This window comes from Tardiphaga sp. 709, from assembly GCF_032401055.1.
GTDB lineage: Bacteria > Pseudomonadota > Alphaproteobacteria > Rhizobiales > Xanthobacteraceae > Tardiphaga.
This window is the reverse complement of sequence record NZ_CP135529.1, coordinates 2521521-2534290: the sequence shown is the minus strand read 5'-3', so window position 1 is coordinate 2534290 and position 12770 is coordinate 2521521. Positions and strand designations below refer to the sequence as shown.

General features: G+C 60.2%; 9 protein-coding genes. 7 read left to right on the top strand and 2 right to left on the bottom strand.

Going from position 1 to position 12770, the window contains the following annotated elements; all coding sequences use genetic code 11:
- Positions 1-42 precede the first annotated feature (42 nt).
- Positions 43-198 carry a DUF2934 domain-containing protein gene (locus tag RSO67_RS12530; RefSeq protein WP_315843720.1) on the top strand — a complete coding sequence of 52 codons (156 nt, stop codon included), beginning with the start codon at positions 43-45 and terminating at the stop codon, positions 196-198.
- A 231-nt stretch (positions 199-429) separates the two neighbouring features.
- On the opposite strand, the gene RSO67_RS12525 is transcribed toward RSO67_RS12530, so the two are convergent.
- Positions 430-2337 carry a PAS domain S-box protein gene (locus RSO67_RS12525; RefSeq protein WP_315843719.1) on the bottom strand — a complete coding sequence of 636 codons (1908 nt, stop codon included), beginning with the start codon at positions 2335-2337 and terminating at the stop codon, positions 430-432.
- A gap of 1831 nt (positions 2338-4168) precedes the next feature.
- On the opposite strand from RSO67_RS12525, the gene RSO67_RS12520 reads away from it, so the two are divergent.
- The 5 genes from RSO67_RS12520 (at position 4169) to RSO67_RS12500 (ending at position 10876) form a co-directional block, all read left to right on the top strand.
- Positions 4169-5035, top strand: coding sequence for an ABC transporter substrate-binding protein (locus RSO67_RS12520; protein WP_244527955.1), 867 nt, complete (start codon positions 4169-4171; stop codon positions 5033-5035).
- Positions 5036-5083: 48 nt separating this feature from the next.
- Entirely contained in the window at positions 5084-6694 is a 1611-nt protein-coding gene (locus RSO67_RS12515) for an amino acid ABC transporter permease/ATP-binding protein (protein ID WP_315843718.1), read from the top strand.
- A gap of 46 nt (positions 6695-6740) precedes the next feature.
- Entirely contained in the window at positions 6741-7982 is a 1242-nt protein-coding gene (locus tag RSO67_RS12510) for an acetamidase/formamidase family protein (protein WP_315843717.1), read from the top strand.
- Positions 7983-8110: 128 nt separating this feature from the next.
- Positions 8111-10471 carry an acetamidase/formamidase family protein gene (locus RSO67_RS12505; protein WP_315843716.1) on the top strand — a complete coding sequence of 787 codons (2361 nt, stop codon included), beginning with the start codon at positions 8111-8113 and terminating at the stop codon, positions 10469-10471.
- Between the two features lie 18 nt (positions 10472-10489).
- Complete coding sequence (locus RSO67_RS12500; protein WP_315843715.1) at positions 10490-10876, top strand: RidA family protein; 387 nt, start codon at positions 10490-10492, stop codon at positions 10874-10876.
- A 25-nt stretch (positions 10877-10901) separates the two neighbouring features.
- Here RSO67_RS12500 and RSO67_RS12495 read toward each other — a convergent pair whose 3' ends face one another.
- Positions 10902-11339 (bottom strand): MarR family winged helix-turn-helix transcriptional regulator, encoded by a 438-nt coding sequence (locus tag RSO67_RS12495; protein ID WP_315843714.1) that lies wholly within the window; start codon positions 11337-11339, stop codon positions 10902-10904.
- A 173-nt stretch (positions 11340-11512) separates the two neighbouring features.
- Between RSO67_RS12495 and RSO67_RS12490 the strand changes: the two genes are divergently transcribed.
- Positions 11513-12694 carry a substrate-binding domain-containing protein gene (locus RSO67_RS12490; RefSeq protein WP_315843713.1) on the top strand — a complete coding sequence of 394 codons (1182 nt, stop codon included), beginning with the start codon at positions 11513-11515 and terminating at the stop codon, positions 12692-12694.
- The last annotated feature ends 76 nt before the right edge of the window (positions 12695-12770 follow it).

The following is a 12770-nucleotide window of genomic DNA, read 5'->3' as shown; positions in this document are numbered from 1 at the left end:
TGAACAATCGCAGGTTTCTCAATTCATCATCAGGAGATATCGGTGCCCGAATACTCAGAAGAGCAGATCCGGAAATATGCCCATCAACTCTGGGAGAGGGATGGTAAGCCCGAAGGCAAGCCAGAGGACTTCTGGCACCGAGCCAAGGGTGAATTGGAGAGACCCAATCCTGACGATCCGAAACCGATGCCTGAGTAACGCATGAGAAGCGCAGGCAGTGCGTCAGAACGCCAAGCCACAGGTCAGGGTCTGTGTAGCTAAAGTATTTTGGGCGCGCATGATTGAGCACAACGCGCCCGCTGAATCACGTCGACCAACGACGCCTGTTAAGGGATGTGTGCTGGCACGGGCGTTTTGGAGGAGGCCGAGTGCAAATTGACGCAGGGCCGGTGCAGCAGGGACTACTTCAAGAATGGACCAAGGGAGCTGTCAAACGGCACCGTTCCGAGCTGTCTCTAGCGCATTGCTCAGCTCGTGAAGCTCATAGGGTTTGCGCAACAGCGGAAATTCCAAACCGGACTTCCGCGAGGCATCACTATAGCCCGATGCGAGAACCACCGGTATGTGCGGGTGACTTTGTTTGAGATGGCGAGCGAGACCAAGACCGTCCATTTTTCCCGGCATCACAACATCACTGAACACAATGTCGATGCCGTTACGCTCGACTTCGCGCAAGGCGGAATCTGCGTCGGCTACCCATTTCACGCGGTATCCTAGCTCCTCCAAAAGGAGGGCGCTGGAGGTTGCAACATCGGGATTGTCTTCAACAAGAAGAACGGTGCCCGCTCCTTCGGCCAGAACCTCTGCTTCGTGCGCGCCAGCATGGCCTTCTCCGCGCGGAAGGCGAATGACGATTTCGGTGCCGGCGCCGAGGCAGCTTTTGATCCCGACATTGCCGCCGGCCTGATTAACAAAGCCATGAACTTGCGAGAGCCCCAATCCCGTTCCCTTGCCAACAGGTTTGGTCGTGAAAAACGGGTCGAACACCCGCGCAATGACATCGTCGGGAATACCAGTGCCAGTATCGATCACCTTGATGCTCACATACTCGCCTCTATCATCTCCATCAGCGACACAGTAATTCTCGGCCGCAATCGTCAAGGTGCCGCCGTCGGGCATGGCATCACGCGCGTTTATGCCCAGATTGATAAGTGCGGTCTCAAGTTCGGTTTGATCCGCAAATACCGGCCAGAGTCCGGCGGGTACAGAGATTTCGAGCTGTATCGCGCTGCCCAAAATCGTTACCAAAACCTCGCGCACAGCCTGTACTGTCTCTCCAACGTCAAGCAATACCGGATCGACCTGTTGGCGGCGCGCAAACGTGAGCAGCTGGCGGGTAAGTGATGCACCGCGACGAACGCTGGCCTCGATCGCTTCTGCTGCCTTGACCACGCGAGGATCGATGGCGTGGCGCTTGATCAGCCGAGTGTTGCCGGTAACCGCCATAAGTAAGTTGTTAAAGTCGTGGGCGACTCCGCCGGTCAGCTGTCCGAGCGCATCCATCTTCTGCGATTCCGCTAGCTGCTTTTGCATACGTTCAAGCTGCTGCGCCGCTTGACGTCGTTCTGTGATATCGCGCGTTATCTTGGCAAAGCCAATCAATTCGCCTGCATTGTTGCGAACGGGATCAATGACCACGCTCGCCCAAAAAAACGAACCATCTTTGCGAACGCGTAAGCCTTCCTCCTCGTAGCGGCCCTTCTCACGCGCAATTGCTAGCGCACGCGCCGGTTTTCCCGCGTCCCGGTCACCGGGGGTGTAAAAGCGCGAAAAGTGCTGGCCGATAATTTCCTCGGGAAGATAGCCTTTGATCCGCTGACCGCCCAGGTTCCAGCTGGTGACCCGACCTTCCGGATCAAGCATGTACAGGGCGTAGTCTGTGACATTCTCCACCAGCAGCCGAAAATAACTTTCGCTTTCGTTCAATGCGGAGCGTGCCTGCATCCGCTCGGTAATGTCGCGCGTGATTTTCGCGAAGCCGACAAGAACATCATTTTCATAGATGGCATCAATGACGACGGAAGCGAAAAATCGCGAACCGTCTTTGCGCATCCGCCAACCTTCCGCTTCGAAGCGCTTATTCCGACGCGCGGCCTCTAATGCGGCGGCCGGAAGCCCGGCTTCGCGGTCTTCCGGGGGATAGAAAATAGAAAAGTGCTGGCCCACGATCTCATCCGCGCCATATCCTTTAATCGTCTCGGCACCCGCATTCCAATTCGATACGATGCCGTTCAGGTCCAGCAGATAGATTGCGTAATCCGTAACGCCCTGTACGAGGAGCCGAAATGCACGCTCGCTTTCGAAGAGGCTACGCTCGGAGTTATTATTCTCAGTCATTAGTCACTTCCCTCGAAGCTTAATTAACGCGCGCCTGGGTTATTGGCTGGTTATCGCCGGCTAGGACTAAACCTTACAGCTGTTGCCGACGAAACGCTCTACTCGACGGTCAGGTCTTCAAGTTCTTCAGTAACGCTTAAACAGTTCACACACTCGAACGTTCGCAGTGGGTTGCCCGCGAGAAGATACTCGCATTCGCGTCAATGCTCCGAAGAGAAGGCAGCCGGGGATCAAGCGCACGGATAGCAGCTTTCATCTCCCGTGTGCCGGCCGGCGAAATGCCGCGCCTGGCCATTCTAGCGACCGATGGGGTTCGGCGGTTCAGGGCGGCGGGAGCCCGAACAGTCGACGCGCCCTCAAGGGAGAGCTGTCTTAGCCGAGCAATGTCGTTCTCTGTCCAGCTTCGACTGGTGGGATGGGGCATGCACTTACCTTTCAGGAGGCCGTAGGCCAGGAGAATTGGCCCAAATGTGAAGGTTGGCGTACCTCGGGCAGGCTTGCTCAAGCAGCCGATCCCGCTCCACGCCGGCGGGCATTCGCATTGCGCGGGCGCGCAACGCCTTCGCCTGATCAACCAGGATCTGCTGGGGATCGTTGTCTCTGAAAAAGTGACGCGGTTTCATGCACGCCTCCCTTCCATTGGAGGGGCGGGAGCGCGAATGGCGTTCTCATCACGGATAAAAGCCGAGAGCCACGCGGTGACGACGACCAATGATCTGGGCTCGCATTGGTTCCGCCCGAGGGAACTCGTGGCGAGGCATCATTAAAGCCGTTCTTGCTGGAGAGCAGATGGCCGGCGTGTAGAAGGAGTTTGCGTGCAATCTCTCGACAACGCGAATTGCTGCGGGTTAACCGGAAACTTTCGGGAATTGGACAGCTATTTGCGCCGATTTCGCCAGCCAGAGACTGTTCCGTTCGGGGGAAAAGCGCGAATTGCGGGCCATTCTCGAAACATCAGGGAAAATAGACGTCCGACGGGACTGGTCTGGCTGGGGCGGGAGTGCTGTTCGCACCTGTCTCTAAGCCAATTCCCTGCAAACAGGGAATTTTACAGGGAACTCATCCGCTTCGACAGGAGCGACCGTCTCGTGGGGCAGTTCCTGGGACAATTAAACAGGGAATTTGTTTTCGAAAGCAGGGAAGCTTCTGGGTCGATCAGAGATGAGAAAGTCATCCTCGCGATCAAAAGCGGACATCAATATTTTTAAGCCCAGAACGCGGCTTGCGCCATCTCGTGCTTTAGTTGACCGCGCTACCGCTTTATTCGTCGGCAAGGAACACCAATTTCTTCTCACATGTCGGCGCGACTTTTGCTCCGTGTCAGGCTGCCCATTCTGAGGTTGGAGGCGTCCGTCATGAGCACCTGAAGATATGGATCGTAACTTGGCGGACCAGTTTGGTTGCCTTCCTCAGGGACGTACCCATGCACTGCGCGGTTCGTGAGTACACTCCCATCGGTCGACGGCCTACAGCTTATCGTTGTCGTGCGAGGACATCTTGCGACGGTTCGGCTCAGACGAAGGTCATCACTCACCAACTCTGCCTGTTGGTCCGAAGAATGGCGTGTCGGCCGAGACGGACGACATTGCACGAGCACTCTTGAGCGGCTCGTCGCCGATCCGCCGCCCATTAATGTGGCAGCTCTGCCCAAATCATGGGAGCGGACGATCCAAATTATTGTACGTCCCGGGACAAGCTTTCTGCGGACATGCGCCCGTAGGCTTCTTCGAGGTTAGGAACATGGTTCAGGCCATGACAACGTCGAAGGAGCGATCGAATGGTCAAGTTGCATTTTGCTGACATCCGTAGGCTTTGGCCTGAAACGGGCGCGATGATCGGATGGCGTGCGGCGGCAGTGGGCGCGCTATTGGCGGTCGGTACCTTTGTTCCGATGTCGGCGCAGGCGGCCGTGCCGGCGGCTTGCGCCGAGTTGCAGGCGAAGTATCCGGACTGGAAAGGCAAGACGCTCGTCAACGCCATTAATCCGCATACACCGGGCTATGAATCGATCGATCCCAAGGATCCCAACAAATATATCGGTTTCGATATCGATCTCGGTGAGCAGATCGGCGAATGCCTTGGCTTCAAGCTGACCTACAAGGCTGTGACCTTCGCAGCCTTGCTGACCACGCTGGCATCGGGCCAGGCCGACATCGTGATATCCGACATCTATGCCACCGAGGAGCGCGCCAAGGCGGCCGATTTCATCACCTATTCCAAGGTGTTCGACGGCGTGCTGGTCGCCAAGGGCAATCCGAAGAAGATTACCGGCATCAACACCTCGCTGTGCGGCACGGCTGCGGCGGAAAACACCGGCTATGTCGAAGTGCCGCTGATCCAGGCGCTGGGGCCGGAATGCAAGAAGGAAGGCAAGGCGGAGCCGACCATCCAGCTCTATGACAACAATGCCAACTGCATCCAGGCGATCCTTGCCGGTCGCGCTGACACCTATATCAACGACGTCAACACTGTCGACAACGCGGTGAAAGCCTATCCGGACAAGCTCGAAAAGGCGGTTGCGGTGACGATCCCCTATCAGGTCGGCATCGCCGTGCCGAAGGACAAGCCCAAGTTTCGCGATGCAGTGAAGGCCGCACTCACCGAGATCTACAAGTCCGGTGATCAACTGGCACTGCTGAAGAAGTGGAAACTCGATCCGGAAAACCTGATGGAGCCCGGCCTGCTGACGGTGAAGTAACGCCGGCCCGCAAGCAAGGATACTCTCACGTAAGGGCTTTCCGCCTCCATGGAGCTGTTCCTCCACTATCTCAGCATGCCGTATATGATCGAGGGCATCCAGGCGACCTTGCAGGTCACCGCCCTCGGTCTGTGCGGCGGGCTGATCCTCGGCCTGATCCTGGCATGGATGCAGCTCAGCAGGTTCAAGCCGCTGGCATCCTTCGCCCGGGTCTATGCCGTGATCTTTCGCGGCACCCCGCTGATCCTGCAGATGGTGTTTGCCTATAACGCCCTGCCGCAGATCGGCATCAAGCTTCCCGCCATTCTCGCCGCCGGCCTGGCACTGGCTTGTAACGAGGCGCCATTCATCGCCGAAATGCTGCGCTCCGGCGTACTCGGTGTCGATCGCGGTCAGGTGGTGGCCGGCCAGGCGCTCGGCATGACCCCGGGCGTCCTGATGCGCCGGATCATCGCGCCGCAGGCGATCCGCTCGATGATCCCGGCTTTCGGCAATGAAGCGGTCAGCGCGCTGAAGAACTCGTCGCTGGCCTCCGTCATCGCCGTGCAGGAGCTGACGTTGCGCTCGACGCAGCTGGCATCCTCGACTTTCGATTTCTTTTCGATCTTCTTCGCGTCGGGTCTGATCTATCTGCTGCTCACAGCGGCGATCGCCGGCATCCAGCTGCTTCTGGAATGGAAGTTCGACCTCGATCGTACGACCAGGCAGAACCAGTTCATGCGCTTCATGCCGTGGTATCGCGCGCCTGGCAGCGACGATCCGCTGGCGCCGCAGGCGGACATGCTGCCGGAAATCCTGCCCGACGGCGGCATTGCGGAATTACCGCCGCCGCGGATGCGGCCGGAACGCGCCGATCGCGCCAAACGCGCGGAGATGCTGGCGCGCAACAATGTCGCCGTCGAGGTCTCCGATCTCCGCAAGAGCTACGACAGGAACGTGGTGCTCGACGGCGTCGACATCACGGTGCGGATCGGTGAAGTGATCGCGCTGCTCGGACCAAGTGGCTCCGGCAAAAGCACGCTGCTCCGCTGTATCAACAATCTCGAACTGTGGAACGGCGGCGCCATCAAGGTCGCCGGCCGCCAGCTCGGCTTCAACGCGCACGGTAAGCCGCTGTCGCCACGTTTGCTGGCGAATGCCCGCGCCGAGGTCGGCGTCGGCATGGTGTTCCAGCAGTTCAACCTGTTCGGCCACCTCACGGCCAAGGAGAACATCGCCGGCCCGCTGCGTTGGGTGCACGGTGTCGCGCGCGCCGCTGCTGAGCGCCGCGCCGATGAACTCCTGGCGCGCGTCGGTCTCAGCCACCGCGCCGATGCGCTGCCGCGGCATCTGTCAGGCGGTCAGCAGCAGCGCGTCGCCATTGCCCGCGCGATCGCGCCCAATCCAAGCGTGCTGTTGCTGGACGAGCCGACGTCGGCGCTCGATCCCGAACTGGTCAATGAAGTGCTCGAAGTGATCCGCCGCCTCGCGGTCGAGGACGGTCTGACCATGATCATCTCGACGCATCAGCTCCGCTTTGCCAGCGAAGTGGCCGACCGTGTGGTGCTGCTCGCCGGAGGCGCGATCATCGAGGAAGGCCCAGCCAGTGAAGTCCTGACCAATCCGCGCAATCCCGTCGCGCAGCGTTTTCTCAATGCGATGGAGGCGGAAGTCTCGTGATCATCGCGCCTGTGAAGTTCGTCCATTTGCTACCGAGGGCCTCAGCATGAAGCATCATCTTCTTCCGGTGTCGCCGAAGACCGTTCACTGGGGCTATTTCAGCAAGGTGGTCACGCCGGCGCTGACGCTGAAGTCGGGCGACCGCGCTACCATCGAAACGCTGACGCATCATGCCAATGACGATTACGAGCGCATGATCGAAGGCGATCCCGGCGCCGAAAGCGTGTTCAAATGGACCCGCGAGCACAAGGCCGTCGTCCGCCGCGGCTCCGGTCCGACGGAAGGTCCGTTCGTCCGCGGCTCAGGCGAAGGCGTCGGCGTGCATCTGCTCACCGGGCCGGTGGCGATCGAAGGCGCGGAGCCGGGCGATGTGCTGGAAGTGCGTATTCTCGACGTGCGCCCGCGGCCGGCCTGCAAGGCCTGCTATGCCGGCAAGTGCTTTGGTTCTAACGTCGCGGCCAATTGGGGATTCCACTATCACGACCTGATCGAGGAACCGAAGCCGCGCGAGGTCGTGACGATCTTCGAGCTCGATACGTCGGGCGAGCCGTTTGCCAAGGCGGTCTATAATTATGTCTGGACGCCGCAGACCGACCCCGATGGTATCCTGCATCCAACCATCGACTATCCCGGCGTACGCGTCGATCACGCGACCATCAGGAAACGCGAAAGCATCCTGCCCAATGTCAGGGTGCCGGCACGGCTGCATTTCGGCACCATGGGCCTCGCGCCATCTGAGGAGGATTTCGTGTCGTCGATCCCGCCGAGCTACACAGGCGGCAATATCGATGACTGGCGCGTCGGCAAGGGCGCCAAGATGTTCTATCCCGTAGCGGTGGCTGGTGCGTTCTTCTCGGTCGGCGATCCCCATGCCGCGCAGGGCGACAGCGAGCTCGGCGGCACGGCCATCGAGACCTCGCTGACCGGCGATTTCGAGTTCATCCTGCACAAGCATCGCGACCTTGGCGGTACGCCCCTTGAAGGCCTGACGCATCCGATGCTGGAAACGCCCGACGCCTGGTCGGTCTACGGCTTCACCTTCCCGAATTATCTCGCCGAGCTCGGCGCCAATGCGCAGCTCGACGTCGCCAATCATTCCAGCCTCGATCGGGCCATGCGCGATGCGTTCCGCAAGCTCAGGCGTTTCCTGATGACGGTGCACAAGATGAGCGAAGACGAGGCGATCTCGCTGATGTCGGTCGGTGCGGATTTCGGGGTGACGCAGGTGGTCGATGCCAATTGGGGCGTCCACGGCACAATCCGCAAGAACGTCTTCCGCTGTGACTAAGCGGATGAAATTGCACTGAATTCGGCTATGAGGATGATGGCGCGGTGATCGGGGAAGTTGCAGGGCAGGGCGCTGCGTCCTTCGGGATGGCACGGAGGTTGCTTCGCTTCGGCTATGAAGGTCGATGCATGAGCCTCCGTCCGTTCACCAGTGAATCCTACTCTGAAGACGACCGCCCCGAAGCATGGCGCGACGTCCTGAGTTCGATTGGCCTGCAGCCGACGGCTGCGACGACCACGCATCACGGACATGCCACCGCAGTTCGTCGGACCTTCGAAGGTATTGCACTGGCTAAATTGTCTGCCGGCGCACAGGCGATCTCGCCATTGTCGGATCTCGCCAGCGACCATCCGCTGGTGTTGCTGCCGCTCGAGGACGGTGTTGCACTGAAGACCGCCGCCGGACATCAGATCGTCGCCGTCGGGCATCTGCTTTTGCTGCCCCGCAAAGGGTACTGGAGCGTCGCATTCCAGCGCGACATGCGCGCGGTGGTGCTCTCGGTGACGTCCGATCCGCTGCACAGCCGCCGCGCCAGTGCTCCCGCCATCGCTGATGTCCAGGTCGTAGGCCCCGGCGGCTTCGGCGACGTGTTCGCGCGTATGATGGAACAGGCGGCCCGCAACCTCGAAACATTGTCCGATGCCGAATGGTCGGCGATCGCACAAAGTCTTGCCGATCTGTTGCCGACCTTTACACGTCAACTGGCCGAGCCGACGGCCGATCTCAACAGCGGCACGGCGACCAAGGCTGCGACCTTGCATCGGCTGTGCCAGACCATCGAGCGACGCCTCGACGATGCGGATCTGACGCCGGCCAAGGTGGCGCAGGCCGAGGGCATCTCCGAACGTTATCTGCAGAAACTGTTCGAAGGCACCGGCAGCAGTTTTACACATTATCTCCGCGAGCGCCGGCTGCAGCGCACCTGGGCCGATCTGTCGAATCCGTCCGAGGCGCATCACTCGATTTCCGAGATCGCCTTTCGTGCCGGCTTCAATGACTCCGCGCATTTCAGCCGCACGTTCCGTCACCGCTTCGGCCTGTCGCCGCGCGAATTCCGCCAGAACGAAGCCGAGCGCTTGACGGCGTCGGCGACGGCGGCGGGACAACGCGGATGGCCGCAGGAAGCGCTGGCTCAGTTGCGCAGCCAGCACGGGCCGTCGATCACAGGGAAGATTGCGCAGCCGGAGCCGGCCGCGACGATCATGCAGGGCATCGCGGATGCTTCGAAGAATCAGCGGCACCATCATCTCGCCGCCGATGCATCTCGCGTGCACTGGGGCTATTTCAGCCGCTCGTTGCCGCCGCAGATCGAGATCAATTCCGGCGACACGATCACCATCGAAACACTGACGCAGCACGCATCCGACGATCCCGAGCGGATGATCAAGGGCGATATCGGCGCTGAGAGCGTGTTCTGCTGGACGCGCGATCAGAAGAATGTCGATCGCCGCGGTGCCGGTCCGATGGACGCCTCGATCTATGGCCGCGGTGCCGGCGAGGGCTTTGGCGTCCACATTTGCACCGGGCCGGTGGCGATCAGGGACGCGCAGCCCGGCGACGTGCTGGAAATCCGTATCCTCGACATCGTGCCGCGCGCCAGTCGCAATCCGGATTTCGACGGTCAGGTTTTCGGCAGTAGCGTCGCGGCGTGGTGGGGCTATCACTACAAGGAATTTCTCGCCGAGCAGAATGCGCGCGAGGCGGTAACGATCTACGAAATTCTCGATCACGACGACGTGCCATATGCGCGCGCGCTCTATTCGTATCGCTGGGAGCCGCAGACCGATCCGTTCGGCACCGTGCACAACACCTACGACTATCCGGGCATTCCGATTACGCCAGCCTCGGTGCGGCGTCGGCATGACGTGCTCGACGGCATTCGCATTCCCTTGCGCCCGCATTTCGGTGTCATTGCCGTGGCGCCGCGCGAGGCCGATCTCGTCGATTCAGTGCCGCCAGCCTATTTTGGCGGTAATCTCGACAATTGGCGGCTCGGCAAGGGATCGACGGTCTATCTACCGGTCTCGGTGCCCGGCGCATTGCTGTCGGTCGGCGATCCCCATGCTGCGCAGGGCGACGGCGAACTCGGCGGCACGGCGATCGAATGTTCGATGACCGGAACCTTCCAGGTGGTCTTGCACAAGAAGGGCAATCTCGCCGGCCAGGCATTCGCCGATCTCACTTATCCGCTGATCGAGACCGAGAGTGACTGGGTGCTGATGGGCTTCAGCCATCCGAACTATCTCGCCGAATTCGGCGCCAAGGGGCAGAGCGAGGTCTATGCGACCTCGTCGCTCGATCTCGCGATGAAGGACGCCTTTCGCAAGATGCGGCGTTTCCTGATGAACATCAAAGGTCTCACCGAGGATGAGGCGATCGCGTTGATGTCAGTCGCGGTCGACTTTGGCGTGACGCAGGTGGTCGACGGCAATTGGGGAGTCCATGCCATTCTGAGCAAGCGGGTGTTCGACCACACGTCAAAATCATAAAGTCCAGGAGACGCGCTGTTGCGATTTCACATGATCTCCGGCGGCCCGAAGCCGGTCGCGCCGTTCAGCCATGCTGTGGAGACCGACGGCTTCGTGTTCGTCACTGGGCAGATGCCGGACACGCCGGCAATGCCGGGCGTGCTGCCTGATGGCATCGTGGCGCAGACCGAAGCGGTGATGGAAAATCTGCGCGTGGTGCTCGCGGGGCTTGAGCTCGGCTTCGAGCACATCACCATGACGCGGATCTATCTTACCGAGTTCAAGCGCGACTACGTGGCGATGAACGAAACCTATCGCAGCTATTTTCCGCCGGATCGCCTGCCGGCGCGGACCTGTGTCGGCGTCACGGGCCTCGCTTATGACGCTCTGATCGAAATCGACCTGGTTTGTCGACGGCCCACATAATGGTCGGTGCGAAGAGATGGAAAACCTAGTTCGCCTTTTCGATCAGGCTTTCCAGCAGGCGCTTCAGGTCGGCCGTTGCCTTGTTGCCGTAGTTCTCGGCGATATGGGCTTCCTGGCTCAGCGCCAGCGAGTTCAGCCGCAGGGTCAGTGTCTTGCCGCGGTCGGAAATGAACATCACCACCTTGCGGCGGTCGTCGGGGTCCTGCACCCGGTAAACCAGCGCATCAGACACCATGCGATCGACCATCTTGGTCAGGGTCGGATGATTCAGCAGAACCGCATCGGCGAGGTCGCCCATGGAGTGGCCCTTGCCGTCGGACAACACTTTCAGAATGCGCCACTGTTCGACCGGCACGCCTTCCTTCTTGAAGCGCGCATCGAGCTGGCGATTAATTTCCCGGTTCGCCTGCGCCAGCAGATAAGCGAGGTGTTCGGTGATGGGCGTGCTCGGCGTTCTGGCCACGGTTGGGAAACTTTACTGGAATGGGTGATGAATATTAAGCGACTTTGCCTGATCCATATGCACGGGAATCGTTGAATATTCAATATTTTCCTCTACGATATTTTCTTTCGCACGATTTTACTGACGATCAATTGATGCCGCACCGCCGCTGACAACGTCGAAAGGAGAGCGACATGCTCTCGTCACTGCAGATTGCAACGACCGGCGCGCTGCCGATGCCGGCGCCATGGTTGCTGAAGGGCTTTCATGACAGCGGGGGAGGCCGTGACGCGATTGCACGTCCCGATCTGTTTCCGCGGCGTCGCAATCGCGAAAAGCTGCGCGTCGTCAATTTTATCGGCTTGTCCGGTCCGGCCGGGATCTGGGGCCTGGCGGGCACCAATAGCATGATGCTCGCGGCTTCGGAGATCAATCGGCGTGGCGGCATTCTCGGGCGCGAGATCGAGCCGGTGTTTCATGACGCCGGCGGCGATATCGATGGCGTTGCTCGCACGGCAACCGACATGATCGCGGCTGGCGATGTCGATGTCATTATGGGCTCGCATATCAGCGCGGTCCGCGTCGCGCTGCGCAAGGTGATCGCCGGGCGCGTGCCCTATATCTACACGCCGGTCTATGAGGGCGGCGAACGAACGCCCGGCGTGATGGCGATCGGCGAGACGCCGCGCGATCAGTCGCGGCCGGCCATCGAATGGCTGGCGAATGAAAAGAAAGCGAAGCGCTGGTATCTGATCGGCAGCGATTACGTCTGGCCGTGGCTGGCCCACAAGGCCACCAAGACATACATCGCCGGCGCCGGAGGGCGTGTGGTGGGTGAGGAATTCGTTGCGCTTGGCGAGCAGAATCACGATGCCCAGATCGCCCGTATCCGGGCCGCCAAGCCGGATGTGGTGGTCATCTCGCTGATCGGCACCGACAGTATCGTGTTTAACCGCGCCTTCGCCGAACATGGTCTCTCGTCGAAGGTTCTCCGACTGGCGGGGGCCATGGATGAAACGCTGCTGCTCGGCATGGGCGCGGATAGCTCCGAGGGGCTCTATTGTGCATCGGGCTATTTCGTCGACCGTGCGTCGGCGGCGAATGATGCATTCCGTGCGCAATATGAAGCATCGTTCGGGCGCTGTGCGCCTGTGCCGGGATCGGTCGCGCAGTCGAACTACGAGGGGCTTCGGTTTCTCGAATCCGTGGCGACCAAGGCGGGCTCATTCGACGTCCGGTCGATGCTGAACGCGGCGTCCAGCGTGGCCTATCACGGCGCCCGCGGCGAGGTCAGCATACGCGGCGGGCGGGCGAAAATGCCGATCTATCTTGCCGAAGCAGACGGTCTGGATTTCAGGCTCATCCGGACATTCTAGGTCAGTCGCAGACCCGATTCAGGACGACCGCGAAAAATAATACTTGAAAAGGAAAATATTTCTCTTTCTAATGATG

What these genes read in the sequence shown, in the direction of transcription:
- RSO67_RS12525 (WP_315843719.1), bottom strand. Translation starts at nt 2,337, where the DNA reads ATGACTGAGAATAATAACTCCGAGCGTAGCCTCTTCGAAAGCGAGCGT.
- RSO67_RS12520 (WP_244527955.1), top strand. Translation starts at nt 4,169, where the DNA reads ATGATCGGATGGCGTGCGGCGGCAGTGGGCGCGCTATTGGCGGTCGGT.
- RSO67_RS12515 (WP_315843718.1), top strand. Translation starts at nt 5,084, where the DNA reads ATGGAGCTGTTCCTCCACTATCTCAGCATGCCGTATATGATCGAGGGC.
- RSO67_RS12510 (WP_315843717.1), top strand. Translation starts at nt 6,741, where the DNA reads ATGAAGCATCATCTTCTTCCGGTGTCGCCGAAGACCGTTCACTGGGGC.
- RSO67_RS12505 (WP_315843716.1), top strand. Translation starts at nt 8,111, where the DNA reads ATGAGCCTCCGTCCGTTCACCAGTGAATCCTACTCTGAAGACGACCGC.
- RSO67_RS12490 (WP_315843713.1), top strand. Translation starts at nt 11,513, where the DNA reads ATGCTCTCGTCACTGCAGATTGCAACGACCGGCGCGCTGCCGATGCCG.